The organism is Polaribacter sp. NJDZ03, from assembly GCF_019263805.1.
GTDB lineage: Bacteria > Bacteroidota > Bacteroidia > Flavobacteriales > Flavobacteriaceae > Polaribacter.
In genome coordinates this window covers 1739705-1765856 of the sequence record NZ_CP079195.1, presented here as the reverse complement: position 1 = coordinate 1765856, position 26152 = coordinate 1739705, and the positions used below count along the sequence as shown (strand labels likewise).

The window sequence follows — 26152 nt, the reverse complement described above, 5'->3', positions numbered from 1 at the left end:
TAAACATAAAATTAAATTTAGGAAAAGGAATAAATGAACAAACAAGTCTAGCCCTGATTGAAACTCCATCCTTTTTGCCTTTTTGGCAAAAAGATATAGTGGAAAGCAGGAAATAGCTACAAACAAAAAATCCCAAGCAAATGCTCAGGATTTTAATATTTATAAGTCAAAATGTTTGACTACATTTCTAATGCTTTTGCTGGATTGTTGTCCATCAATAATTCCATTGGGTTTTCTAAAGCCTCTTTAACAGCAACTAAGAAACCAACAGATTCTCTACCATCTACAATTCTGTGATCGTAAGATAAAGCAACATACATAATTGGCTGAATTACAATTCCGCCATTTACTGCCATTGGTCTGTTTACAATGTTGTGCATTCCTAAAATTCCACTTTGTGGAGGGTTTAAAATAGGCGTAGACAACATAGAACCAAATACACCACCGTTAGTGATTGTAAATGTTCCACCAGTCATTTCATCTATAGTTATTTGTCCGTCTCTTGCTCTAATTGCTAAACGTTTTACTTCAGATTCTACACCTCTAAAAGATAAGTTTTCTGCATTTCTAATTACAGGAACCATTAAACCTTTTGGTCCAGAAACTGCAATAGAAATATCTTGAAAATCATTTTTAATTTGGTAATCTCCATCAATCATAGAGTTTACATCTGGAAATAATTTTAAAGCTCTAACCACTGCTAATGTAAAGAAAGACATAAAGCCTAATCCTACTCCGTGTTTCGCTTTAAAAGCTTCTTTATATTCTGTACGTAGATCAAAAATTGGTTGCATGTTTACTTCGTTAAAAGTAGTTAACATAGCCGTTTCGCTTTTTACAGCTACCAAACGCTCTGCAACTTTTCTACGTAACATAGACATTTTTTTACGCTCTGTTCCTCTAGAACCACTTGCTGGTTGTGTTCCCATAGATGGTACTGCTTTTACAGCATCGTCTTTGGTAATTCTTCCATCTTTTCCACTACCTTTTACAGCAGAAGGAGCAATTCCTTTTTCAGCTAATACTTTTTTAGCTGCCGGAGAAGCTGTTCCAGTTGCGTAAGTAGCTGCTTTTGGCGCTTCTTTTACTTCAACTTTCTTTTCTTCTTTTGGCGTTTCTGTTTTAGCAGGTGCATCACCATCTGGTTTAGCAGCGCTAGTGTCAATTAAACAAACAACTGCACCAACGGCAACAGCGTCACCCTCTTCTGCTTTTAAAGTGATAATTCCACTTTCTTCAGCAGGCAATTCTAAGGTTGCTTTGTCAGAATCTACTTCTGCAATTGGTTGATCTTTTTCTACATAATCACCATCTTCTACTAACCAAGTTGCAATTTCTACTTCTGTAATTGATTCTCCTGGAGAAGGAACTTTCATTTCTAAAACACTCATGCTTTCTTAATTTATTAATACCAAAATTAATAAGGTACTCTATTTAATTATTTTATATTTTCTTTTAACTATTTGGGCGTTTTAACAGGCTTTCCATTATATCTTTTTTACTTCTGTTCTCGATACAAATTTGCAAAAGAGCAAATTTACTCGAACTGACAGCAAAAAAGGATGTCATTTCAATCCTTAACGCAACTTACTCAGTATCAAAAACACTGTCTATAACAGCTTTATGACGTTTTTTAAATCTTGTACTAGAACCAGCTGCAGGTACTGCATAGTATTTACGAGAACGAACTGTTAATTTTACCAACTCAAAACGTTCTAACATATAACTCCAAGCTCCCATGTTTCTTGGTTCTTCTTGTGCCCATATATATTCTTCCACATTAGGATATCTGTCTATTACTTTCTGTATTTTCTCTAAATGTAAAGGGAATAATTGCTCAATTCTTACTAGTGCAATATCGTCTCTTTCTAAGTTTTCTCTTTCTTCCAATAAATCATAATAGAATTTACCCATACAGAAAACTATTTTCTTAACTTTTTTAGGTGCTAGTGTATCATCTATAACTTCTTGAAATTCACTAGTAGCTAAATCTTGAATCGTATTAACTGCTTTTGGATGACGTAATAAACTTTTAGGTGTAAATACAATTAAAGGTTTTCTATACGTACGTTTCATTTGTCTACGCAATAAATGATAAAAGTTAGAAGGTGTTGTACAATTTGCAACCGTCATATTATCTATGGCACATAATTGTAAATAACGTTCTATTCTAGCAGATGAATGCTCAGAACCTTGTCCTTCATAACCGTGAGGTAATAAGACTACAATTCCGTTTTGTAATTTCCATTTATCTTCTGCCGCAGAAATATATTGGTCAAACATAATTTGTGCACCGTTAGAGAAATCTCCAAACTGCGCTTCCCAAATTGTTAATGTATTTGGGTTTGCCATGGCGTAACCATAATCAAAACCAAGTACACCGTATTCAGACAATAACGAATTGTAAATCGTCATTTGTCCTTTATTATTTGGGTTTGTGTTTAGTAAGTTGATGCGTTCTTCTGTAACTTCATCACGCAAGATAGCATGTCTGTGAGAAAACGTTCCTCTTTCTACATCTTGTCCAGAAATACGAATGTTATATCCTTCTTCCATTAAAGAACCGTAAGCTAACGTTTCTGCCATTCCCCAATCTAAATTATTGGTTTCAAAAGCCATTTTTGCTCTTCCTGCTAATATACGTTCTGCTTTTCTAACAAAATTTGCTCCTTCTGGTACTGTAGAAACTACTTTTGCAATTTCTTTTAATTTTACTTCAGAATACTTTGTATCATCTGTAAGTAACATTGCATCTAAATCTTGGCGTTCAAAACCTTCCCAAGTAGATTGCATAAACTCTCTAACAATAGATTTTTCTACTTTTTTAGCTTCATCAAATTCTCTTTCAAGCATTTGTTTGAACTCTGAAGTAATTTCTTTTAAATATGAATTATCTATAGCTCCTTCTGCAATTAATTGTGCAGCATAAATATCTTTTGGATTTTTATGTTTTGAGATTGCTTTGTATAAGGTTGGTTGTGTAAAACGAGGTTCATCACCTTCATTATGGCCATATTTTCTATAGCCTAATAAATCGATAAAAATATCTTGTTTAAACTTCATTCTAAACTCTAACGCCATTTCCATTGCATGACAAACAGCTTCTGTATCGTCTGCATTTACGTGTAATACTGGCGATAAAGTTACTTTTGCAACATCTGTACAGTACGTACTAGAACGTGCGTCTAAATAATTAGTTGTAAAACCAATTTGATTATTTACAACAATGTGAATTGTACCACCTGTTTTATAACCATTTAATTTTGCCATTTGAGTAACCTCATACGCAATACCTTGGCCTGCAATTGCAGCATCTCCATGAATTATAATTGGTAATATCTTACTAGAATCACCATCGTATTTTCTGTCTATTTTAGCTCTAGTAATTCCTTCTGTTACTGCAGCTACAGTTTCTAAATGAGATGGATTTGGAACTAAATTCATTTTAATTTCATTACCATCTCTGTAGGTTTTACTTAACGTTAACCCTAAATGGTATTTTACATCTCCATCAATATCTTCATCTTCAAAATCTTTACCTTCAAATTCACTAAATAAATCTCTTACAGGTTTTTTAAAGATATTAACCAAAGTGTTTAAACGCCCTCTATGAGCCATTCCTAAAACACATTCTTTAACTCCGTATATTTCTGCAGCATCTCTTAAAAGAACACTAATACCAGGTATTAAAGTTTCTCCACCCTCTAAAGAAAATCGTTTTTGACCAACGTATTTAGTTTGTAAAAAACTTTCAAAGGTTACTGCTTGATTTAATTTTCCTAAAATATATTTTTTAGCTTCTGTAGAGTAGTTAGGGTGGTTGTCGTTTTTATTAAAACGTTCATGCCACCATTTTAATTTTTCTGGGTTACGCATGTACATGTATTCTACACCAATAGAATCGCAGTAAATACGTTGTAAGTTTTTTATAATTTCAGAAAGTGTTGCTTTTCCTAAGCCTAAAAGCTCACCTGCCGAAAATTCTTTGTCTAAATCGATTTCGGAAAGACCAAAGTTTTCAAGATCTAAAGTTGGGTAATATTGTCTTCTATCTCTAACTGGGTTTGTTTTTGTAAATAAATGACCACGTGTTCTATACCCATTAATTAAATCTACAACAAAGAACTCTTTACGAACTTCTTGAGGTATTTCTGATGAAACTTCTTCTTCATCTTTTAAAGAATAATTCTCATTTGCTAAATCATATCCCTGAAAAAAGCTTCTCCAGCTTGGTTCTACGGCATCTGGGTTTATCAAATACTTATCATATAAATCAGCTATAAAGCCTGTGTGTGCTGCGTTTAAAAACGAAAATTTATCCATATTATAGTTTCTACTTTTTTAAAGTATGTAATGCAGAATCAAAAATACAAATTTTGTAGTAAACCCGTATTATTTATTGATAATAATACAAAATACTTTTTTTTGTATTATTTTAATCTTTTTTTTAAAATTGTTTGGTGAAGTTAAAAAAGGATGTATATTTGCACTCGCAAAACACATTTATGTGTCGCAAACTCCTTCTTAGCTCAGTTGGTTAGAGCATCTGACTGTTAATCAGAGGGTCCAAGGTTCGAGTCCTTGAGAGGGAGCAAAAAAGTCTTATCTTTATTGATAAGACTTTTTTTTTGTTCTAAATTTTTTTTGATTTTTTTAGTGATTGAGGATTAGCTTGGGGGTAAGACTAAAGTTAAAAGCAATGGATCAAGTCCAAAAGTTGTGGGATTTAGAAATTAGGCATAAATATTTGAGAGTCTAAAAAGGAAAAATTTGATGTTTCTAACACCTCTAAATTGTGCTCTAAATGCTTTTATTTTAGCATTAAACGATTCTGCAGAAGCATTTGTACTTCTATTGTCAAAATAGTTGAGTATATTCTGATAATGTATAGACATTGTTCTAGCAATGGTATTAAAGCTTTTAAACTTCGCTTGTCTTACATTTTCATCCCATTTAGCAAGTCTAGTTAAGGCAACGGTTTTATCTTTTGTTTGATTGTAAATCCAGGATAAGTTTTGACATAAATTGTATGCCTTTTCTATATCTGGATAAGTTTTAAAAAGTATTTCAGCTCTTTCTTGTTGGGAGTTAGTCCATTTGTTACTAGATTTATACAATAGGTATCTACTTCTAGCTAATAATTGTTTTAGAGTATCTCCATTTGGTAGTAGTTTAGGAACATATTTTAAGGAGTTGTTTCTAGCATTTTCTATGGCGTCGTTATCTTTATCTATTGCTTCCCAACGATGTTTAATTCTAATTTCTTGCAAAGCATCTAAAGCTAATTTTTGCACATGAAATCGATCTATAACTAGTACTGCTTTTGGAAATGATTTTTTAACGATTAACCCCATGTTTGCTGCCATGTCTAAGGTTACTTCTTTTACTTTTTTTCGTTGTTTTAAAGAGATTTTATTAAGGATTCTAATAACATCTTCTGCTTTAGTGCCTTTAATCATGGCCAGTAAAGCACCTTTTTTTCCATTCGCATTTTTATTAGTCACGATAGTATATAAATCTCCATTAGAAAATGCTGTTTCATCTATGGAAAGATAGCTTCCAGTATTTTCAGGAAAAAGCAACCATTGTTCAGCATGTGGTTTTTGGTTCTATTGCTTAAAATCACTTAAATAATCTTTGTATTGTCTCTGTAAGTTTCTAGGGCTTACTCCGTAAAAGGTTGCTACAACAGATGTACTTGTAGCATTATTACAGACTGATTTGTTTTAAAAAAGCAGCAAATTCACTAGTAATTCTAGTGCCTTTTGCTACTAACTGCCAATCTCTTATCACTAATTTTTTAGAATTATCATCAATCCAACGCCTTCTAATAACATGTAGAAAAACGTTTTTACCTCGAATAGGAAAATCTTGAATAGTGGCTTCTGGAAAAAATCCTTTAGAGCTTAATTTAAGTGTTTTAAATTCTTCAGGAATTGTGTTTAACTCAGTGAAATAGAAATGGAGTTCTTCATTTTTAACTTCGTGTTTGGTAAGTTTAAAATAGTTAACAAGTATTTCTGGTAGTAATAATTTAATAAGCTCAATTGAAGTATCCAAAATAGAAGTAATTTAAAAGTCAAAGTTCTTCCTTTTTATTTTACTCCACAACTTTTTGTGTTGATCCAAAGCAATCTTAAAAGTTGAAGAATTTTAGAACTATGCTTAAATATTAGGGAAGTATAAGTGGAAGAAATAGATGTTTTTCAACTAGTTTAAACAGTATTTTAAAAACTTTCTTTTTAGAGTGAAAAAAAATGAAGAAACACTTGTGGATGTAATAAAAAGATTTATATTTGCACTCGCAAAACACGTTTATGTGTCGCAAACTCCTTCTTAGCTCAGTTGGTTAGAGCATCTGACTGTTAATCAGAGGGTCCAAGGTTCGAGTCCTTGAGAGGGAGCAAAAAAAGTCTTATCTTTATTGATAAGACTTTTTTTTATGCTTATAATTTAACTTTTAATTTGTAAGTCGCAGTAAAATAGCTTATTGTGTTTTTTTTTTAATTAATATATTTTAAGGTGGTAGTTTTTTTGTTTTATAGTTTTTTGCTCTTTTGTGTGTTGTCGTTTTAAAAAAGGTTCTTGTAAAATCAAAAAAATATGATATTGATGAAGATCAAGTTAATGAGCTGTTAATTGTAACATACAAGATACTGTGGGGAAAAAAGAATATAGCGTTAAAAAATACCCTTAAAATAGAAGTGGAAGTAGAGAGTGAGGACTAAAAAATTATATAACAACTAAAAACAAATGGTTGAATCCTACAGATAGTTTTGGGAAATTTGAAAAAGGTGTTGAAAAAGCATAAGTGAACTGTTAATTGGTGTAATTTATATTAATAATAGCTTTTATTGACTTCAATTTTTAGAATGATCACTGCGTGAAGGATAGAAAAGAAAAGCCCATAGTGAGGTACGAACGAGGACTTGTAGTGGATAGCCTGACCATTTTTAACGCAAAATGTTTGTTGTTCTAAATAGTTTCTTGAAAAATGGACACGCCCAAAATATTGTTGCTGTTTTAAAATAAAAAACTCATCAATAATTAAATTGATGAGTTTTGATATGTTTTCGATACTATTCTGAAAAAAAATAGAATTACTCGTATTGTAGTTTACATAGCAACTAAATCTCCAGTAGTATCTTTAGAAGGTAATTCTGTTTTACCCATTAAAAATAAATCTACTTGTCTTGCTGCTTCTCTTCCTTCAGAAATTGCCCAAACAATTAAAGATTGTCCACGACGCATATCTCCAGCAGTAAAAATGTTTTTTACGTTTGTTTGATATTTTCCGTATTCCGCTTTGTAATTAGAACGTCCATCTTTTTCTAGACCTAATTTGTCAGCTAATGTGCTTTCTGGACCTGTAAATCCTAAGGCTAATAAAGCTAAGTCACAAGGCCAAGTTTTTTCTGTACCTGCAATTTCTATTAATTGAGGTCTTTGACCTGGAACCATTTTCCATTCTACATTAACTGTTTTTAATGCAGTTAATTTTCCGTCTGCATCTTTAACAAATTCCTTAGTGTTGATTAACCAATTACGATCTGCACCTTCTTTGTGAGATGATGAAGTTTTTAATTGTAAAGGCCAAAAAGGCCAAGGAGTAGTTGGTGAACGGTGTCCTGGAGGTTTTGGCATAATTTCAAAGTTAACTACAGATTTTGCTCCGTGTCTATTTGATGTACCAATACAATCTGAACCTGTATCTCCACCACCAATAACAATTACGTCTTTGCCAGTAGCTTTTATTTGATCTTTTACTTCTTTACCTAATACAACTTTAGTTTGTTGTGTTAAGAAGTCCATTGCTTGTACAACACCATCGGCATCAATACCTGGTGTTGGTAGGCTACGTCTTTCTGTAGATCCTCCACATAGTACAATACTATCAAAAGCTTTTAGGTCTTTTACATCATAATTAACACCAACATTAATGTTTGTTTTAAATATAATTCCTTCTGCTTCTAAAATAGCAACTCTTCTATCAATAATTCCTTTTTCTAATTTAAAGTTTGGAATACCGTAACGTAGTAATCCACCAACCTCATCGTCTCTTTCAAAAACAGTAACGGTATGACCAGCTCTGTTTAATTGTTGAGCTGTTGCTAAGCCTGCTGGTCCAGAGCCAACAATTGCAATTGTTTTTCCTGTTCTATTTTTTGGAGGTTGAGGTTTAATCCATCCTTCTTTAAATGCACGTTCTACAATGTTTTTTTCAATATTTTCTATAGAAACTGGGTCTTCTATAATACCTAATACACATGATTGTTCACATGGAGCAGGGCATAAGCGACCTGTAAATTCTGGAAAATTGTTTGTAGAATGTAGTATCCATGAAGCTTTTTTCCATTCGCCTTGGTGTACCATGTGATTAAAATCTGGAATTAGATTTCCTAATGGACAACCACTATGGCAAAAAGGAATACCACAATCCATACAACGTGATCCTTGTTTTGTTATTTCGTCTTCAGAAAGAGGAACGGTAAATTCTTTATAATTTTTTACACGATCTTTTACAGAGGTGTATGTTTCATCCTGTCTTTCAAATTCTTTAAATCCTGTTATTTTTCCCATGACATTATGCTTTTGTTAATTCTTCGAACATTGGTTCTTCTGTTTCTAAACGTATTAATGCTTTCTTATATTCAGTTGGCATCACTTTTACAAAGTTTTTTAAACTTGTATTCCAATCTGCTAATAATGTAGCACCTCTATTACTATCCGTGTATAAAACGTGTTTCTCTATAGTTGCTTTTAAGTCATCTGCAACTTCATTAGAGATTTCTTCGAATTCTATACCTTCAGTATTACAAAGTCCGTTTACAAACTTGTTTTCTGGGTCGTATACGTAGGCAATACCACCACTCATACCTGCAGCAAAGTTTCTACCTGTTTTACCAAGAACCACTACTTTACCACCTGTCATGTATTCACAACAATGATCTCCAACACCTTCTACAACCGCAGTTGCACCAGAATTACGAACTGCAAAGCGTTCTCCTGCAATTCCGTTTATATAAGCTTCACCTGCTACTGCTCCAAACATACAAACATTACCAACAATGATATTGTTTTCTGCTAAAAAGTCTGCTTTTGCTGGTTTCTTAACAATTAATTTTGCTCCAGATAATCCTTTACCTAAATAATCATTGGTGTTACCATCTAATATAAATGTTAATCCATGTGCTCCAAATGCTCCAAAACTTTGACCTGCAGAACCTGTAAAGTTGATATTTAATGTGTCTTCAGGTAATCCTAAATGTCCGTAAATTTTTGAAATTTCATTACTTACAATTGCACCAACAGTTCTATTTGTATTTTTTATTGGATACGCTAAGTTCATTTTTTCTTTTCTATATAAAGCTCTGTGAGAATCTTTTAATATAGTAAAGTCTAAAACTTCTTCTAAGTTATGGTCTTGGCTTTCTGTATTTTTAACAATCATCCCTTTATAACCAGTTGGTCTATGTAAGATGCTAGATAAATCTAAACCTTTTGCTTTGTAATGCTTAATAGCATGATTTGCATTGATTTTATGTGTTTGACCAACCATTTCGTCTAGTGTTCTAAAACCAAGTTGTGCCATAATTGCTCTTAATTCTTCTGCAATGTAAAAGAAGAAATTAATTACGTGTTCTGGTGTTCCTTTAAAGTTTTTACGTAACTCTTTATCTTGAGTTGCAATACCAACCGGACATGTATTTAAATGACATTTACGCATCATGATACAGCCAGAAGCTACTAAAGGAGCGGTTGCGAAACCAAATTCTTCAGCACCTAATAATGCAGCAATTGCAACATCTCTACCTGTTTTTAATTGACCATCACATTCTACAACAATTCTACTTCGTAAGCTATTCATTACTAAAGTTTGCTGTGCTTCTGCTAAACCAAGTTCCCATGGTAAACCTGCGTGTTTTAATGATGTTAAAGGAGAAGCTCCTGTTCCACCATCATAACCAGAAATTAAAACAACATCTGCTTTTGCTTTTGCAACACCAGCAGCAATTGTACCAACACCAACTTCAGAAACTAATTTTACATTAATTCTTGCTTCACGATTGGCATTTTTTAAATCGTAGATTAATTGTGCTAAATCTTCGATTGAATAAATATCGTGATGTGGAGGAGGTGAAATTAAACCTACAAATGGAGTGGAGTTACGGACAGCAGCAATCCAAGGATATACTTTTGTTCCAGGTAATTGACCACCTTCACCAGGTTTTGCTCCTTGAGCCATTTTTATTTGAATCTCTTTCGCATTTGTTAAATAATGAGAAGTTACCCCAAAACGACCAGATGCTACTTGTTTAATAGCAGAGTTTCTGCTATCTCCATTGATATCTTTTTGAAAACGTTTTCTGTCTTCTCCACCTTCACCTGAATTAGATTTACCTCCAATTCTGTTCATGGCAATAGCTAAATTTTCGTGTGCTTCTCTAGAGATAGATCCATAAGACATTGCACCCGTTTTAAAACGTTTTACAATTTCTGTCCAAGGCTCTACTTCTTCTAAAGGAATTGGATCTAAGTTATCAAACTGAAACAAACCACGAATTGTCATTAGGCTTTCTGCCTGATCGTTAATAGCTTTCGCGTAAACATCATAACTAGCTTGGTCACTTAATCTTACCGCTTGTTGTAGTTTTGCTACCGTAGTTGGGTTAAATAAATGACGCTCTCCGTTTCTTCTCCATCTGTAATCTCCACCAACATTTAAACCTAAGTTTTTGTCAATTTGATTGTCTGGGTATGCTTGTTTGTAACGTTGATCTATTTCTTTTTCAATTTCATACAACCCAATACCTTCTATTCTTGAAGCGGTGTATGGGAAATATTTTTCTACAAATTGAGAATTGAATCCTACAATTTCGAAAATTTGAGAACCTCTATAAGAATGTAATGTAGAGATTCCTATTTTGTTCATCACTTTTAAGATTCCTTTACCAATTGCTTTGTTGAAATTATCAACCGCTTTTTGCTCGTCCATACCGGTAATGAAACCTTCTTTAACTTGCGTTCTAATAATTTCATTTACCATATATGGGTTTACGGCACTTGCGCCATAACCAAATAAAGTAGCAAAATGATGTGGTTCACGTGGTTCTGCAGATTCGATAATTATATCGAAAAAAGAACGCTTACGTAAACGGTTTAATTGATGATTAACAAAAGAACATGCTAATAAAGCAGGAATAGGAGCAAACTCTTGGTTTACACCACGGTCTGATAATATAATGATGTTGTTCTTGTTTTCAATTGCTTTTTCAACCTGAATAACAATTGCGTCTAATGCATTTTCAAGTCCGTTTAGTCCTTGTGCTTTTGGATATAAAATTTCAATAGTTTTTGCTTTGAAACTTTCAATATCTATATTTCTTATTTTTTCTAAATCGGCATTTGAAATTACCGGATTTTGAATTCTTAATTTTCTACATTGTCTGTCTGTAATGCTGAAAATATTTCTGTCTTTTCCTAAATTTAAACTAATGTCAGTTACAATTTCTTCACGAATACCATCTAAAGGAGGGTTTGTAACTTGTGCGAATAATTGTTTAAAGTAGTTTGATATTAATTGAGGTCTGTCTGATAAAACTGCTAAAGGAGTATCAATTCCCATAGATCCTAAAGCTTCTTTACCTACTATTGCCATTGGTGTAATTACTTCTTGAATATCTTCAAAAGTGTAATTAAATAAACGTTGACGCGTTTTTATGTCAATTGTTTCAATTGGGCAAGTTTCACCTTTATAAGGAACATCTTTTAAGTGTAAACGAGATTTATCTAACCATTCTTGATAAGGTCTTTCAGAAACAATTTTACTTTTTATTTCTTCATCCTCAATGATTCTTCCTTCGTTCATGTCTACTAAGAACATTTTTCCTGGCTCTAACCTTCCGTGTTCTTTAATGTCTTCTGGCGCAACATCTACAACACCAATTTCTGATGACATAATTAAACTACCACTTTTGGTAACTGTGTATCTAGAGGGTCTTAAACCATTTCTGTCTAATAAGGCTCCAATGTAATCTCCATCTGTAAAAGGTACAGAAGCAGGTCCATCCCAAGGCTCCATAATACAACCATTGTATTCGTAAAAAGATTTACGCTCTTTAGACATTGTTGCGTGTTTTTCCCAGGCTTCAGGAATCATCATCATCATAATTTCTGGTAATGAACGACCGGTATGAGTTAATAACTCAACCACCATATCCATAGAAGCAGAATCTGATTTTCCTGGTAAAATAATTGGAAATAATTTGTCTATTTGTGGCCCAAAGACATCACTTTTCATGATTTCTTCACGTACACGCATTCTACTTACGTTACCACGTAAAGTGTTAATTTCTCCATTCTGACACATGTGTCTAAATGGTTGCGCAAGCTCCCAAGTTGGCATTGTATTGGTAGAGAAACGTTGGTGTACAAGTGCCAAACGTGTTACTAAATCTATTTCTTGTAAATCTTTATAATAAGGTCCAATATCTTCTGGCATAATAATACCTTTATAGATGATAGTGGTAAGTGATAAACTTGGAATGTAGAAATATTTACTTTCAGAAATTTTAGATTTTCTGATGGTATGTTCTGCTATTTTTCTAGCAGCATATAGCTTAGCTTTAAAAGTAGCTTCGTCAATTTCATCTGTTTTTCCAACAAATAATTGCTCAATATTTGGTTCTGAAGCTAAAGCAATCTCTCCCAATTGAGAAGAATCTACAGGTACTTCTCTCCATCCTAAGATGGCAAGTCCTTGTTGTTTTATTTCTTCTTCAAATGTGGTTTTACAAAAATTATATTGGTTGCTAACTTTAGGAAGAAATACCATTCCAACAGCATATTGTCGTTGTTCGGGTAAGGGGAAATTACAAACTCTTCTAAAATAATCGTGAGGTATATCTATTAATATTCCGGCTCCATCTCCCGTTTTTCCATCTGCACTAACACCTCCTCTATGTTCTAGTTTTACTAGAATTTCTAGGGCATCGTGTATAATTTGATTTGTTTTATCTCCATTCAAATTACAGATAAAACCAGCACCGCAATTTTCGTGTTCAAACTCTGGTAAGTATAATCCTTGTTTCTCCATATTGTGTTCAATTATATATACAAATCTATGTATTTTATTGAAAAGGATTCAGTATTCTCGCTGTTTTAATGTGATTTTTGTGATGAAAACAATAAAACTGTGTAAAAAGATTACTTATGACAATCTAATGGATTTTTATTATCATATTCATAAAATAAGAAAAAAAGTCTGCAAATTTTTAAGTTTGCAGACTTTTATAATCATTTAATGATTTGATTAGTGCTCATTTAAGCGAAAATCAGGGTATGCATCCATACCATGTTCATGAACATCTAATCCTTCTAATTCCTCTTTTTCACTAACTCTTATACCCATTGTTTTCTTTAGGGTGTATATGATGATGAATGAAGTTGATAAGCAAAATACTGCATAAGATGCAACACCAATTAGTTGACTTATAAATTGATCTACACCTGCAAGGTTACCAAATAAACCAACAGCTAAAGTTCCCCAAATACCACAGATTAAGTGAACTGCAATAGCTCCAACAGGGTCATCTAATTTTAATTTATCTATTAAGCTAACTGCAAAAACAATAATTACACCAGCAATAGCCCCGATTAAAATTGCGTCTGTAGGAGACATTTGATCTGCTCCTGCAGTAATACCAACTAACCCTCCTAAAATACCATTTAAGAACATTGTTAAATCTAAATTTTTATACATTATAGTAGAAACGATAGCCGCAACAACTCCTCCTGCAGCAGCAGATAAACAAGTGGTTACAAGTGTTAAAGATGTTAATCCTGGGTCTGCAGATAAAACAGAACCACCGTTAAAACCAAACCATCCTAACCAAAGTATTAAAACACCAGCAGTTGCTAATGGTATGTTGTGACCAGGGATTGCTTGTATTTTTCCTTTTTTAAATTTTCCTATTCTAGCTCCTAATAAACATACAGCTACAACGGCAGCCCATCCTCCAACGGAGTGTACTAGTGTAGATCCTGCAAAATCGTAAAAAGGTGTTGCTAGTTGATCTAAAAATCCACCACCCCATTTCCAAGAACCTGCAATTGGGTAAACGATTCCTACATAGATTACTGCGAAAATCATAAATGGAAGAATTTTCATTCTTTCTGCAACTGCACCAGAAACTATGGTAGCGGCAGTAGCAGCAAACATTCCTTGAAATAAGAAATCTGTCCAGTAGGTGTAGCCTTCATTGTAAGCTAAGTCTAAAGCGCCTTCAGCTGTTAATGGAGATGATAATCCAAATCCTGCAAAACCAAAAATTCCAGAAGAACCTTCTGCGAAACCAGGGTACATTAAATTAAAACCTACTAGTGCGTATAGTAGAAGTCCGGTTGTTATGATGAATATATTTTTAAAAAGTATGTTAAGTGTGTTTTTCTGTCTCGTTAAACCAATTTCTAAAAATGCAAAACCTAAATGCATAAAGAAAACTAGTGCTGTACAGATCATCATCCATACATTGTTAATTGTTAATAATTCCATGTTTTTTTTATTTTGATTTTTTCTTTAAAGTTTCACCACCTTTTTCTCCGGTTCTTATTCTGTATACTTCTGTGATGTCTGATACAAAAATTTTACCATCACCAACATCTCCTGTGGCAGCAGATTTAAGTAATGCGTCTATGGTTATTTGTTCAAAATCATCATTTACTACTATAGATACATGTCTACGTTGTATATCGCTTGTGCTGTAGCTGATGCCTCTGTATACGTGTCCTTCTTTTTCGTTGCCTAAACCAGTAACGTCCCAATAAGAGAAGAAATTTACGTCAACTGCGTGTAGTGCTTCTTTTACATCGCTGAATTTTGATTTTCTTATAATCGCTTCTATTTTTTTCATGATATAGTTAATTGTTATTTGTTATTATTTAGTTTATCGTTTTTTTTTGTGTGAAAATCACACAACTTATTTTGGTAAGTTATGTGATTTTTAAAAAATAATAATAACTAAACTTTTTTTTTGATGATTTATTTATCGTCAAACTCTCTTTGTCTAACTCCTGGGTATGCGATAGATCCGTGTTCGTGAACATCTAATCCTTCGATTTCTACTTCTTTACTTACACGTAATCCCATTGTTGCTTTTAAGATTCCAAGAACAATAAATGATAAGCCAATTGCCCAAGCAGCATACGCTAATACTCCAGTTGCTTGAACTCCTAATTGAGCAGCGCCACCACCATTGAATAATCCAATAGCTGTGTCTCCATCTACGCCCCAAAGACCGATAACTAAAGTACCCCATGCTCCGGCAACACCGTGAACAGAAGCAGCTCCAATAGCGTCATCAATTTTTAATTTCTTTTCTATAATTTCAATTGCAAAAACTACAATGATACCTCCAATTAAACCGGCAAGTACAGCGCCTCCTGCAGTCATGTTTCCACAACCAGCAGTAATACTTACCAAACCAGCTAATACGCCGTTAAGAGTTTGTGCTAAATTAGGTTTTCCGTACCAGATCCAAGTAGTAATTAATGCTCCTAATCCACCAGCAGCAGCTGATAAGTTTGTGATTAATACAACGTTTGATGCAGCTATAGAATCTGCGCCACCCCAAGCTAGTTGAGATCCACCGTTAAAACCAAACCATCCAAACCAAAGGATAAATACACCTAAAGTTGCTAGTATTTGATTATGACCAGGAATGGGTAATACTTTTCCGTCTACGTATTTTCCAATTCTTGGACCTACCATAAAAGCGGCAACTAAAGCAGCCCATCCACCAACAGAGTGTACAATTGAAGAACCTGCAAAGTCGATGAAGCCCATTTCTGTTAACCATCCACTACCTTGCCATTGCCATCCTCCAGAGATTGGATAAATAACAGCAGTCATTACAATAGAGAAAATAATATATGTAGAGTATTTTGTTCTACCTGCAATTGCACCAGAAACGATGGTTGCAGTTGTTGCAGCAAACATAGTTTGGAAAAACAAATCTGCTCCTTCACCTTGAAATAAACCGCTCCAGAAGAACCATCCGTTAGAGGTGTCACCATACATTAAAGAGTATCCAACTAACCAAAACGTTAATGAGCCTACGCAAATATCTAATAAGTTTTTCATTGCAATGTTAACTGCATTCTTAGATCTTGTCATACCAGATTCTACTAATGTAAATCCTGCTTGCATTAAGAAAACCAAGATACCTGCAATAAGCATCCAAAGCATTCCCATATCTCCATTTATTTGTTCAACAGCTTTTGAAACTTCTGTTACTGGAGTGTCTTGAAATAATGTTAAAAATAAACTCATATATGTTTAAAGTTTTAGTGAATGAATTGTTATATTGATCTTTGTCTTTTCTTAGAAAGAATAAACTGCTGCCATTGTTAAGGTAGAAGTGTTTTTCTTTGTTGGAAAAGCTTCGATAATATAATCGTCAGAATTATCAAACCTTAAATCAGTTATAAATTTTAAGTTGCTTGTTAAGTTGATGTTAGAGGTTAAAGTGAAAGCAGTTACATTGCTATCTACGCTTCCTGCGCTAGTTGTAAAAAGTTCTGGTCTTAATCCTAAAGAGAATTTGTCAGAAAAAGCATTTTGTAAGTATAGTGCTACACCTTGGTATCCTTCGTTAGCGTCACTAGAGTCTGCGTAAGCAGCGTTTATACCTACATAAAAAGTGTCTGTTAAATCGAAACCACCTGTGTAGTCTAAAAATATCCAGTCTGTTGCTCCGCCAGCACTTACAGCACCTGTAATAAAGTTTAAATATTGACCTTTATATCCTACTTGAGCACCTAACTGAGTGTCATCAGTAAGATTTCCGTCTGCGCTAGAAATTCCATGTGCGTTTGTTACAGCTAACATAAAAGATAAGTCTTCAGAAACTGCGTAGTCTGCTTTTACTCCTGTATGAGAAAAAGGACCTGCGTTAAATAGGTAAGATACTGTGTAGTTAAAGTTTGCTGAAGGATTGATAACTTCATATCCTAAAAAAGTATTGAATTGACCTGCTGTAATTGTTAATTTATCAGATACGTTGTAGTAAGCGTATAATTGATTAATTGCTCCTGCCATGTTTGCATCATCTGCTCTTGGTCCAAAAGCAATATCTGCAACAACACCAGCTTTACCTTTTTCGTAAGCAAATACGGTGTTTGCAAATCCTAAACCAAATGCATTTGCATTTTCTGGAGCTGCAATTAATATTCCTGGAGTTCCAGAGTCTCTTGTAAAATTAGTTGTGCCGTATACATCTACTGTACCGCTTAATGTAAAAGTTCCTTTGTCTTCGTTTTCTTGAGCTGTAGCTATTAGGCTGGTTGCTAATAATAATGTGAAAATTACTTTTTTCATAATGTTGTTCTTTTAGTGTTAAATGATTTCTATATTAATTGAACTGGGTCAAAAGTAAATATTAAATTTAAACTGACAAGGGGGTGGTTTTTTAAAATAGGGTGTTTTAGATGTTACACCCTCAAAAAAATAGGGGTTAAACTGAGATAACTTCATTTTGTGGTTTTTGAGGGGTTTGAAATATTGGGTATGTAAAAATGTATATCATAATTTTAGGATATCCATAAAAATGTGCCTTTTGTAAAAAAAAATGCAATTATTGTATATTCGCACCTATGAAATATTCATTTTCTTATATAGTGAGGTTACAATTTCTTGGTTTCCGGTTTTCTGGATGGCAAAAACAAACAAATGCTAAAACTTTGCACGATATGGTAGATAAAACCTTGTCTTTTGTTTTTGAAGACATTCATTATAAGACGATTGGAGTGGGGCGGACGGATGCTAAAGTTTCTGCAAATACATACTATATTCAGATGTTTACAGATAAAATAGTGGAGGAGGATACTTTTATAGAATCTTTAAATGCTAATTTTTCACCAGATTTTAAGGCGATTTCTATACAAAAGGTAGATAGAGGTTTTAATGTAATTAACGCTCCGAAGATTAAAGAGTATCATTATTACTTCTCTTTTGGTGAGAAAAACCATCCTTTTTCTGCGCCTTTTATTGTAAATGTTGATGAAAATCTAGATTTAGAAACGATGCAAGAAGCGGCGAAGTTGTTTGCTGGTGAGCATTATTTTCATAAATACTGTACAAGGCCTTCAGAAAAAACGATATTTAAAAGAATAATTGACTCTTGTGAAATTATAGAGAACGATGTTTTAACGGCTAATTTTTTTCCAGAGAAGTCTTATATATTTAAGGTAAGAGGAAAGGGATTTTTGCGTTATCAGATTCGATTGATGATGGCGACGTTGTTTGAAGTTGGAAAAGGAAATTTGGATTTGCAGTTTATTGAAGCTTCTTTGAAAGAGGATAATGATAAAAAGTATATGAGAAATAATGCGCCCTCCTCTGGTTTGCAATTGTATGATATTGAGTTGGAGGTGTAGTGGTGATAATTTTGTATTGTAACTTGCGTAAGGGGTTCAAGGTGAAATTAGAATGACAAGATTGGTTAACTAAAAAAAGACCTCACAGGTTTTAAAAACCTGTGAGATCTGGAATTAATATAGAATAGTTTAGATAAACGAGTTTGATTTGAAAGGTTGGATGTAAAAGAAAAATCCACCTTTTAAAAAGATGGATTTTTGTACCTTATATGTATAAGGAGTGATTTAACCTTTGATAATTCCACGAGAGATTACAATTTTCTGAATCTCGGAAGTGCCTTCATAGATCTGTGTAATTTTTGCATCTCTCATTAAGCGTTCTACGTGGTAGTCTTTTACAAAACCGTTTCCTCCGTGAATTTGAACCGCTTCTACGGTGTGTTCCATAGCTACTTTACTTGCGTAGAGTTTTGCCATTGCGCTAGACATGTCGTAATTATTACCTTGGTCTTTATCCCAGGCAGCTTTCATAACCAGCATTCTTGCTGCTTCTATTTCTGTGTGCATGTCTGCTAATTTAAAGGCAATTGCTTGGTGATTGCAAATTTCTGTACCGAAGGCTTTACGTTGTTTAGAGTATTTTAAAGCTAATTCGTATGCGCCAGCTGCAATACCTAAAGCTTGAGCTGCAATACCAATTCTTCCGCCAGAAAGTGTTTTCATGGCAAACTTAAATCCAAAACCGTCTTCGCCAATTCTGTTTTCTTTTGGTACTTTTACATCGTTAAATTGTAAAGTGTGTGTGTCTGAACCACGAATTCCTAATTTGTCTTCTTTTGGACCTACGTGAAACCCTTCTGTTCCTTTTTCTACAATAAATGCATTGATGCCTCGGTGCCCTTTTTCTCTGTCTGTTTGTGCAATTACTAAATACACATCTGCACGTCCGCCACTTGTAATCCAGTTTTTGGTTCCGTTAATGATATAGTGGTCTCCTTTGTCTATTGCAGTTGTTGCTTGTGAGGTTGCATCTGAGCCTGCTTCTGGTTCGCTTAAACAGAATGCGCCAACAAATTCTCCTGTTGCTAATTTTGTTAAATATTTTTGCTTTTGTTCTTCATTGGCATATGCTTCTAGTCCGTAACAAACTAAAGAGTTGTTTACGGAAACGATAACAGAAGCGGATGCATCGATTTTAGAAAGTTCTTCCATAATTAATACGTAAGAAATAGCATCCATTCCGCTTCCTCCATATTTTGGATCTACCATAATACCAAGAAAACCAAGATTTCCCATTTTTTTGACTAGTTCATTTGGAAATTCTTGTTTGTTGTCTCTTTCTATTACGCCTGGTAATAATTCTGTTTGCGCAAAGTCTCTTGCGGCATCTCGAATCATGATGTGTTCTTCTGTTAAACTAAAATCCATCTGTATGTGTATTTGTTATATTCGTAATATTTGATTCCAAAGATATCGATTTCGTAACATATTATCAATAAGGATTTGTTATTTTTACAGATATGAATATTGATGAGGTTTTTATAATAGGGGTAATGTCTGGAACGTCTCTAGATGGTATTGATTTGGTGTATGTTCGGTTTGATAAAAATAAGTATCAAGATTTTAGTATTTTATACTCAAAAACGGTTTCGTATTCAGAGAAATGGAAAGCTACTTTACAGGATGCAATTCATTTTTCTTCGGATGATTTAAGTATTCTGGATGTAAATTATGGAAAACTTTTAGGTGAGGAGATTGCTGTTTTTGTTGATGAGTTTCAGATTGAAAAAATCGATTTTATTGCGTCTCATGGGCATACAGTTTTGCATCAGCCAGAAAATGGAGTTACACTTCAGGTGGGAGATGGGCAAACAATTGCAGATGTTACTCATCAAAAAGTTATTTGCGATTTTAGAACACAAGACGTTAATTTAGGAGGACAAGGAGCGCCTTTGGTGCCAATTGGAGATGAATTACTTTTTTCTGATTACGATTATTGCTTAAATCTTGGTGGTTTTTCTAATATCTCATTTCATGAGGATGGTAAAAGAATTGCGTATGATGTTTGTCCGGTAAATATTGTGCTGAATAAATATGCAAAGGAATTAGGTTTTGAGTATGATGATAAAGGACAAATTGCAGCAAACGGAACTTATTTAATGCAGTTAGAGTCAGATTTAAGATTGTTGGATTATTATCAGCAAAAACCACCAAAATCTTTAGGTTTGGAGTGGGTGCAAAAAGAAATTTTTCCAAGATTAGAATCCATAAAAAGAAAACCAGAAGATTTATTAAGAACATTTACAGATCATGTTGCTTGGGCAATTGCGGCAGTTTTGCCTAAAAATGCAAGAGTTTTGGTTACGGGTGGAGGTGCTTTTAATGAGTATTTAATAAATAAAGTAAGAGCAGAAAAAGAAGTAGAACTTATTGTTCCTGGTCATCAATTAATAAATTTTAAAGAAGCACTTATTTTTGCTTTTTTAGGTTTGTTAAAAAGTCAGGGCAAGGTAAATTGTTTGAGTTCTGTAACAGGTGCAAGTGAAAATCATTCTTCTGGAGAGGTTTTTTACCCAAAGTTATAAGAATTGGTGTTTATAAAAAGTTTGTTTCATAGGTTTTTAGGAGGGAATTCTTTTAAAATAAAAAATTTGAACAATCGTTTTTTTACTGTAAGTTTGTAAGGAATCAGCTTAATAAGAAAAATATAAAATTTTAAAAATGAATCAACTTTAACTTTTCCCCTGAAGGGGATTTTAACCAAAAATAAAATTGTTTTAAAAAACAAAAAGAAAAGTGAATTTATTTAAAATTTTATTATGAAAGAATTATTAAAAATATACGAGAATAAGCAACCAGAAATCGTTTTTAATTGGAAAGATCCAGAAACGGAAGCAGAAGGTTGGGTAGTGATCAACTCTTTAAGAGGTGGTGCCGCTGGTGGTGGTACAAGAATGAGAAAAGGGTTGAATATGAATGAGGTTTTGTCTCTGGCAAAAACAATGGAGGTGAAATTTACAGTTTCTGGTCCTGCAATTGGAGGTGCAAAATCTGGTATTAATTTTGATCCGAGTGACCCAAGAAAAAGAGGTGTTTTAGAGCGTTGGTATAAAGCTGTTACGCCGTTGTTAAAACATTATTACGGAACAGGAGGAGATTTAAATGTAGATGCAGATAAAGATGTAATTCCAATCACAGAAAGTTGTGGAGTTTGGCATCCGCAAGAAGGAATTTTTAACGGACATTTTAAACCGACAGAAGCAGATAAAATAAATAGAATTGGTCAATTACGTATGGGCGTAATTAAGGTGATTGAAGATAAAACTTTTTCGCCAGATTTGTCTAGAAAATATACGGTGGCAGATATGTTAACTGGTTATGGAGTGGCAGAAGCAGTGAAGCATTATTATGCAATTTACGGAGGAGAAATAAAAGGAAAAAGAGCAATTATTCAAGGGTTTGGAAATGTGGGGGCTGCGGCAGCTTATTATTTAACCCAGTTGGGTGCTAAGGTTGTGGGGATTATAGATAGAGATGGAGGAGTTATAGATGAAGATGGGTTTACGATGCAAGAAATGACCGCATTGTTTTTGGCGAAAGATGGAAATCAATTAGTGTCTGATGATATGATTCCTTTTGAAGAAATTAATGAAAAAATATGGAGCCTGCCTGCAGAAATATTTGTGCCGGCTGCTGCTTCTAGATTGGTTTCTCAAGATCAGGTTCAACGAATGATAGATACTGGTTTAGAGGTGATTTCTCCGGGAGCGAATGTTCCGTTTGCAGACAAGGAAATTTTCTTTGGTCCAATTATGGAATATACAGATGAACATTTAAGTTTATTACCAGATTTTATTTCAAACTGTGGTATTGCAAGAGTTTTTGCCTATTTAATGGAATCAAAAGTAGCTTTGCCTATGCAGGATAAAGCGATTTTTAATGATACCTCAAATATTATAAAGAAAGCATTGCAAAGAACTTTTAAAAGAAGTGCGTCTAAAACAAAAATTTGTTCAACGGCATTTGAAATTGCTTTAAAGCAATTAATTTAAAGTTATTAGTTAAATTTGTATTCTAAAATTGGGTTGTGTGTTTTAATAAGACGTTGTTAATTCTATGTTTCTATCAAAATGCATTGTAACGAATAGTATCGCTATTAATTTTAGGAGGTACAAAGGGATAAAAAAAATAAATATAAAAATGTCATTTTGTAATATGGCATTTTTTTTGATGTAAAATAAAGACGATTATTTTAAGTTGAAACAATTTAAAAATAGAAAGGTCGTTACTTAAATAGAACTTAAAAATAGAATTAAATGTTGTTGTTTTTTCAAGAGAATAAAGAGGTTTTAGAAGAGGTTGTTTCGGAAGAAAAAACACTTTCTATCTATAAATTAATTATGGATGGTGGTTTAGGAGGTCAAATAATTTTAGCACTACTTTTTGTGTTGTTGGCTGTAGCGATATATATTTATTTTGAAAGATTCTTTGCTATAAAAGCAGCGTCAAAAATGGATGAGAATTTTATGAATCAAATTAAAGATTTTGTTTCTAATGGAAAATTAGAATCTGCAGATGCGCTTTGTAAAAGTAAAAACACACCAACAGCAAGATTAATTGGAAAAGGAATTTCTAGAATAGGAAAACCTTTAGATGATATTAATACCGCAATTGAAACAGCAGGGAAGTTAGAAGTTTATCAATTAGAAAAGAATGTAAGTGTTTTAGCAACAATTGCTGGAGCGGCACCAATGATTGGTTTTTTAGGAACCGTAATCGGTATGATTGTTGCCATTCATGAAATTGCAAATGCAGGTGGTCAAATAGATATTAAATTGCTTTCAGATGGTTTGTATACAGCAATGACAACAACAGTTGGAGGGTTAATTGTGGGTATTATAGCGTACATAACCTATAATCATTTAGTGGTAAGAACAGATAAAGTAATTTATCAAATGGAAGCAAAATCTGTTGAGTTCTTAGATTTATTAAACGAACCAGTATAAGTAGTTTTAGATTCAAAGTTTGAAAAATAATATTTTATGAATTTACGCGGAAGAAATAAAGTAGATCCTACATTCAATATGTCATCAATGACAGATATTGTTTTTCTATTATTGATATTTTTTATGCTTACCTCTACATTGGTTACTGTAAGTGCTATTGATGTTTTATTGCCAAAAGCAGGAGGGAAAACAGAGAATAGTAAATCTGTTGCAGTGTCTATTACTAATGAGTCGTTGTTTTATATTGATAAAACAAAAGTGAGTTCGGCAAGTTTAGAAAGTGAAATTCTAAAAAGTGTTGGAGCCGATAAAAAGAAGACAATTATTATTAGAGGGGATAAAGATGTACCTTATAAAAATGTAATGCAGGTAATTGATATTGCAAATAAGAACAAGTTAAAAATGATTTTAGCTGTAAAAGGCAAGTAAAATGCAAATACTAAATACAACACATAAACGTAAATCTGCTGTAATTACAGCGGTTATTCTGGTGCTTGTTATTTTCGGAATTCTAAATTACGGAATGCATTATTTAGATCCTCCGGAAGAGTACGGATTGGCTATTAACTTTGGAACCTCAGAAGTTGGGAGTGGAGAACCTGTAGAAGATACAAAGAAAATTTCTGCACCAGAAGTGGTAGAGGAAGAAGTTGTAGAAAAAGAGGTGGTAGAAGAAGTTGTAAAAGAAACTCCGCAAGAAGTGGTGAAAGAAGATATTATTACGGAAGAGACTTCAAAAGAGGTTCCTGTCGTAGAAAAGGTGAAAGAAGTAGTGAAAGAACCTGTTAAAAAGGTTGTAGAAAAAGTGAAAGAGGTTGTAAAACCCGTGGAGAAGGAGGTTGTTAAAGAAATTCCGAAAGAAAAGCCGAAACCATCTAAAGCAACTCAAGATGCGTTGAATAATTTATTAAACGGAAATTCTTCTGATGGAAAACCACAAGGAGAAGGAGATGATGCAAAACCAGGTGTAAAAGGAAAAGAAACTGGTGATCCGGCTTCTTCTAAGTACTATGGAAATACCGGAAGTGGTGATGGAGGTGATTATAATTTAGCTGGTAGAAGAGCACTATCTAAACCAAAAGTGCAACCCGATTGTCAGGAAGAAGGTACTGTTGTGGTGCAAATTCAAGTAGACAAAAACGGAAAAGTAATTTTTACAAAACCAGGGTATAAAGGAAGTACTAATACTGCACCTTGTTTACTTAAAGCAGCAAAAGAAGCGGCCTTAAGTACTAAGTGGAATCCTGATGATAATGCACCAGCAAATCAAGTGGGGACTATTATTTATAAGTTTACTTTGTCTCAATAATTACTTACATTTGTTACTTGTTGTGCTTCATTTTGAAAAAAAATAAGCGGAAACAAGAACGTGATATGAGTAGTTGTTTTGTCATATAGACACATAGAGATCAGCGCCTATGTTTTCTGTCTTTCTATTTAGTAGGTTTTTATAATTATTAGATAGTGCGTTAAAATTAGCTCGAATAAACATTATTTTTATCAATATTTAATGACTTATAAACAAACATTAGATTGGATGTTTGCACAATTACCGATGTACCAAAGAGAAGGTAAAACAGCATTCAAAAAAGATTTAACCAATACTTTAGCGCTTTCTAAAGAATTGCAGTTCCCAGAAAAAAAGTTCAAATCAATTCATGTTGGTGGTACCAACGGAAAAGGATCTACAAGCCACATGTTGGCCTCTATTTTACAAGAAGCAGGTTACAAGGTGGGTTTGTATACTTCGCCTCACTTAAAGAATTTTACAGAAAGAATTAGAATCAATGGTTTTGAAATTCCTGAAACAAAAGTTTCATCTTTTATAAAAGAACATAAAGGTTTTTTAGAAAAACAAAGACTGTCTTTTTTTGAAATGACGGTGGGTTTGGCTTTTGATTATTTCGCAGAAGAAAAAGTAGACATTGCTATTATAGAAGTCGGTTTGGGAGGAAGATTAGATTCTACGAACATTATTACTCCAGAGGTTTCTGTAATTACCAATATTGGTTTAGATCATACGCAGTTTTTGGGAGAGACCTTGCCTGAAATCGCTTTTGAAAAAGCAGGTATTATTAAAATGAATGTTCCTGTGGTAATAGGAGAGGAGCAACAAGCTGTTAAAAAGGTTTTTATCGGGAAAGCGGAAGAATGCAAAGCGTCTATTTGTTTTGCTTCGGATGATGGTAAAAGTTATCAAACAGATTTGTTAGGCGATTATCAAAAGAAAAATACAAAAACAGCTGTTGCAGCCATTCAAAAATTAAAAGGATTCACGATATCTACAGAAAACATCGAACAAGGATTGTTGAAGGTTGTTGAGAATACCAATTTAAAAGGTAGGTGGCAGATTTTACAAGAGCAACCAAAAGTAATTTGCGATACTGCGCATAATAAAGATGGTTTAAGTATTGTTTTAAAGCAATTAGAAAAAGAATCATTTAAAAAGATACATTTTGTTTTAGGGGTTGTTTCGGATAAGAAATTAGAAGAGGTTTTACCACTTTTTCCTAAAGACGCACATTATTATTATTGTAAACCAGATATTCCAAGAGGTATGTGTGAGGCTGTTTTGCAAGAACAAGCAAAAGAATTTCATTTAATTGGAAAAAAATATCCTTCGGTAAAAGAAGCCTTTGAAGACGCGTTACTGAATGCAAATCAGGCAGATATCATTTATGTAGGAGGAAGTACTTTTGTGGTAGCTGAAATTATTTAAATAAAATATCATTTTTTACTTGGTAGAACTAAAATAAGTTCTATATTTGCAA

Annotated in this window: 18 protein-coding genes and 2 tRNA genes; 9 read left to right on the top strand and 11 right to left on the bottom strand. The window is 33.4% G+C overall.

Going from position 1 to position 26152, the window contains the following annotated elements:
• Window positions 1–179 precede the first annotated feature (179 nt).
• Together odhB and KV700_RS07565 are read right to left on the bottom strand one after the other, a co-directional pair.
• On the bottom strand, window positions 180–1391 hold the full coding sequence (gene odhB, locus KV700_RS07570) for a 2-oxoglutarate dehydrogenase complex dihydrolipoyllysine-residue succinyltransferase (RefSeq protein ID WP_218599680.1): 1212 nt from the start codon (window positions 1389–1391) through the stop codon (window positions 180–182).
• 196 nt (window positions 1392–1587) lie between these two features.
• Complete coding sequence (locus KV700_RS07565) at window positions 1588–4323, bottom strand: 2-oxoglutarate dehydrogenase E1 component (protein ID WP_166385519.1); 2736 nt, start codon at window positions 4321–4323, stop codon at window positions 1588–1590.
• A 195-nt stretch (window positions 4324–4518) separates the two neighbouring features.
• On the opposite strand from KV700_RS07565, the gene KV700_RS07560 reads away from it, so the two are divergent.
• Window positions 4519–4592 (top strand) — tRNA-Asn (locus KV700_RS07560).
• Window positions 4593–4733: 141 nt separating this feature from the next.
• On the opposite strand, the gene KV700_RS07555 is transcribed toward KV700_RS07560, so the two are convergent.
• Entirely contained in the window at window positions 4734–5582 is an 849-nt protein-coding gene (locus tag KV700_RS07555; RefSeq protein WP_218598260.1) for a transposase, read from the bottom strand.
• A 127-nt stretch (window positions 5583–5709) separates the two neighbouring features.
• Window positions 5710–6060: a transposase gene (locus tag KV700_RS07550; RefSeq protein WP_218597728.1), complete on the bottom strand. Its 351-nt coding sequence runs from the start codon at window positions 6058–6060 to the stop codon at window positions 5710–5712.
• Between the two features lie 270 nt (window positions 6061–6330).
• Between KV700_RS07550 and KV700_RS07545 the strand changes: the two genes are divergently transcribed.
• Window positions 6331–6404, top strand: a tRNA-Asn gene (locus KV700_RS07545).
• Window positions 6405–7116: 712 nt separating this feature from the next.
• On the opposite strand, the gene KV700_RS07540 is transcribed toward KV700_RS07545, so the two are convergent.
• The 6 genes from KV700_RS07540 to KV700_RS07515 all read right to left on the bottom strand — a co-directional run bounded on the left by KV700_RS07540 (window position 7117) and on the right by KV700_RS07515 (window position 17377).
• Complete coding sequence (locus KV700_RS07540; RefSeq protein WP_166385517.1) at window positions 7117–8580, bottom strand: glutamate synthase subunit beta; 1464 nt, start codon at window positions 8578–8580, stop codon at window positions 7117–7119.
• 4 nt (window positions 8581–8584) lie between these two features.
• Window positions 8585–13096: a glutamate synthase large subunit gene (gene gltB, locus KV700_RS07535; protein ID WP_166385515.1), complete on the bottom strand. Its 4512-nt coding sequence runs from the start codon at window positions 13094–13096 to the stop codon at window positions 8585–8587.
• A 216-nt stretch (window positions 13097–13312) separates the two neighbouring features.
• Window positions 13313–14554 (bottom strand): ammonium transporter, encoded by a 1242-nt coding sequence (locus tag KV700_RS07530; protein WP_166385513.1) that lies wholly within the window; start codon window positions 14552–14554, stop codon window positions 13313–13315.
• A gap of 7 nt (window positions 14555–14561) precedes the next feature.
• On the bottom strand, window positions 14562–14912 hold the full coding sequence (locus KV700_RS07525) for a P-II family nitrogen regulator (RefSeq protein WP_166385511.1): 351 nt from the start codon (window positions 14910–14912) through the stop codon (window positions 14562–14564).
• Window positions 14913–15040: 128 nt separating this feature from the next.
• Window positions 15041–16330: an ammonium transporter gene (locus tag KV700_RS07520; protein ID WP_165733019.1), complete on the bottom strand. Its 1290-nt coding sequence runs from the start codon at window positions 16328–16330 to the stop codon at window positions 15041–15043.
• A gap of 51 nt (window positions 16331–16381) precedes the next feature.
• Window positions 16382–17377, bottom strand: a complete 996-nt coding sequence (locus KV700_RS07515; RefSeq protein WP_218599679.1) for an outer membrane beta-barrel protein — start codon at window positions 17375–17377, stop codon at window positions 16382–16384.
• A 275-nt stretch (window positions 17378–17652) separates the two neighbouring features.
• On the opposite strand from KV700_RS07515, the gene KV700_RS07510 reads away from it, so the two are divergent.
• A complete protein-coding gene (locus tag KV700_RS07510; protein ID WP_166385505.1) occupies window positions 17653–18435 on the top strand; it encodes a tRNA pseudouridine(38-40) synthase TruA in 783 nt (260 codons plus the stop codon).
• A 225-nt stretch (window positions 18436–18660) separates the two neighbouring features.
• Here KV700_RS07510 and KV700_RS07505 read toward each other — a convergent pair whose 3' ends face one another.
• On the bottom strand, window positions 18661–19803 hold the full coding sequence (locus KV700_RS07505; RefSeq protein WP_166385503.1) for an acyl-CoA dehydrogenase: 1143 nt from the start codon (window positions 19801–19803) through the stop codon (window positions 18661–18663).
• Between the two features lie 92 nt (window positions 19804–19895).
• Here KV700_RS07505 and KV700_RS07500 point away from each other — a divergent pair, with 92 nt between their 5' ends.
• From KV700_RS07500 to KV700_RS07475, 6 genes are all read left to right on the top strand, one after another.
• A complete protein-coding gene (locus KV700_RS07500; RefSeq protein WP_218599678.1) occupies window positions 19896–20960 on the top strand; it encodes an anhydro-N-acetylmuramic acid kinase in 1065 nt (354 codons plus the stop codon).
• A gap of 234 nt (window positions 20961–21194) precedes the next feature.
• Window positions 21195–22427: a Glu/Leu/Phe/Val dehydrogenase dimerization domain-containing protein gene (locus KV700_RS07495; protein WP_218599677.1), complete on the top strand. Its 1233-nt coding sequence runs from the start codon at window positions 21195–21197 to the stop codon at window positions 22425–22427.
• Between the two features lie 264 nt (window positions 22428–22691).
• Window positions 22692–23381 carry a MotA/TolQ/ExbB proton channel family protein gene (locus KV700_RS07490; RefSeq protein ID WP_166385497.1) on the top strand — a complete coding sequence of 230 codons (690 nt, stop codon included), beginning with the start codon at window positions 22692–22694 and terminating at the stop codon, window positions 23379–23381.
• A gap of 36 nt (window positions 23382–23417) precedes the next feature.
• Window positions 23418–23810: a biopolymer transporter ExbD gene (locus KV700_RS07485; protein WP_166385495.1), complete on the top strand. Its 393-nt coding sequence runs from the start codon at window positions 23418–23420 to the stop codon at window positions 23808–23810.
• A 1-nt stretch (window position 23811) separates the two neighbouring features.
• Entirely contained in the window at window positions 23812–24690 is an 879-nt protein-coding gene (locus tag KV700_RS07480; RefSeq protein ID WP_218599676.1) for an energy transducer TonB, read from the top strand.
• 201 nt (window positions 24691–24891) lie between these two features.
• A complete protein-coding gene (locus KV700_RS07475) occupies window positions 24892–26100 on the top strand; it encodes a folylpolyglutamate synthase/dihydrofolate synthase family protein (protein ID WP_218599675.1) in 1209 nt (402 codons plus the stop codon).
• Window positions 26101–26152 lie beyond the last annotated feature (52 nt).

Bases quoted from the DNA above. Each gene is read 5' to 3' on its own strand.
- KV700_RS07510 (WP_166385505.1), top strand. From the start codon at position 17,653: ATGAAATATTCATTTTCTTATATAGTGAGGTTACAATTTCTTGGTTTC.
- KV700_RS07500 (WP_218599678.1), top strand. From the start codon at position 19,896: ATGAATATTGATGAGGTTTTTATAATAGGGGTAATGTCTGGAACGTCT.
- KV700_RS07565 (WP_166385519.1), bottom strand. From the start codon at position 4,323: ATGGATAAATTTTCGTTTTTAAACGCAGCACACACAGGCTTTATAGCT.
- KV700_RS07485 (WP_166385495.1), top strand. From the start codon at position 23,418: ATGAATTTACGCGGAAGAAATAAAGTAGATCCTACATTCAATATGTCA.
- KV700_RS07525 (WP_166385511.1), bottom strand. From the start codon at position 14,912: ATGAAAAAAATAGAAGCGATTATAAGAAAATCAAAATTCAGCGATGTA.
- KV700_RS07505 (WP_166385503.1), bottom strand. From the start codon at position 19,803: ATGGATTTTAGTTTAACAGAAGAACACATCATGATTCGAGATGCCGCA.
- gltB (WP_166385515.1), bottom strand. From the start codon at position 13,096: ATGGAGAAACAAGGATTATACTTACCAGAGTTTGAACACGAAAATTGC.
- KV700_RS07495 (WP_218599677.1), top strand. From the start codon at position 21,195: ATGAAAGAATTATTAAAAATATACGAGAATAAGCAACCAGAAATCGTT.
- KV700_RS07530 (WP_166385513.1), bottom strand. From the start codon at position 14,554: ATGGAATTATTAACAATTAACAATGTATGGATGATGATCTGTACAGCA.
- KV700_RS07490 (WP_166385497.1), top strand. From the start codon at position 22,692: ATGTTGTTGTTTTTTCAAGAGAATAAAGAGGTTTTAGAAGAGGTTGTT.
- KV700_RS07475 (WP_218599675.1), top strand. From the start codon at position 24,892: ATGACTTATAAACAAACATTAGATTGGATGTTTGCACAATTACCGATG.
- KV700_RS07515 (WP_218599679.1), bottom strand. From the start codon at position 17,377: ATGAAAAAAGTAATTTTCACATTATTATTAGCAACCAGCCTAATAGCT.
- KV700_RS07520 (WP_165733019.1), bottom strand. From the start codon at position 16,330: ATGAGTTTATTTTTAACATTATTTCAAGACACTCCAGTAACAGAAGTT.
- KV700_RS07480 (WP_218599676.1), top strand. From the start codon at position 23,812: ATGCAAATACTAAATACAACACATAAACGTAAATCTGCTGTAATTACA.
- odhB (WP_218599680.1), bottom strand. From the start codon at position 1,391: ATGAGTGTTTTAGAAATGAAAGTTCCTTCTCCAGGAGAATCAATTACA.
- KV700_RS07540 (WP_166385517.1), bottom strand. From the start codon at position 8,580: ATGGGAAAAATAACAGGATTTAAAGAATTTGAAAGACAGGATGAAACA.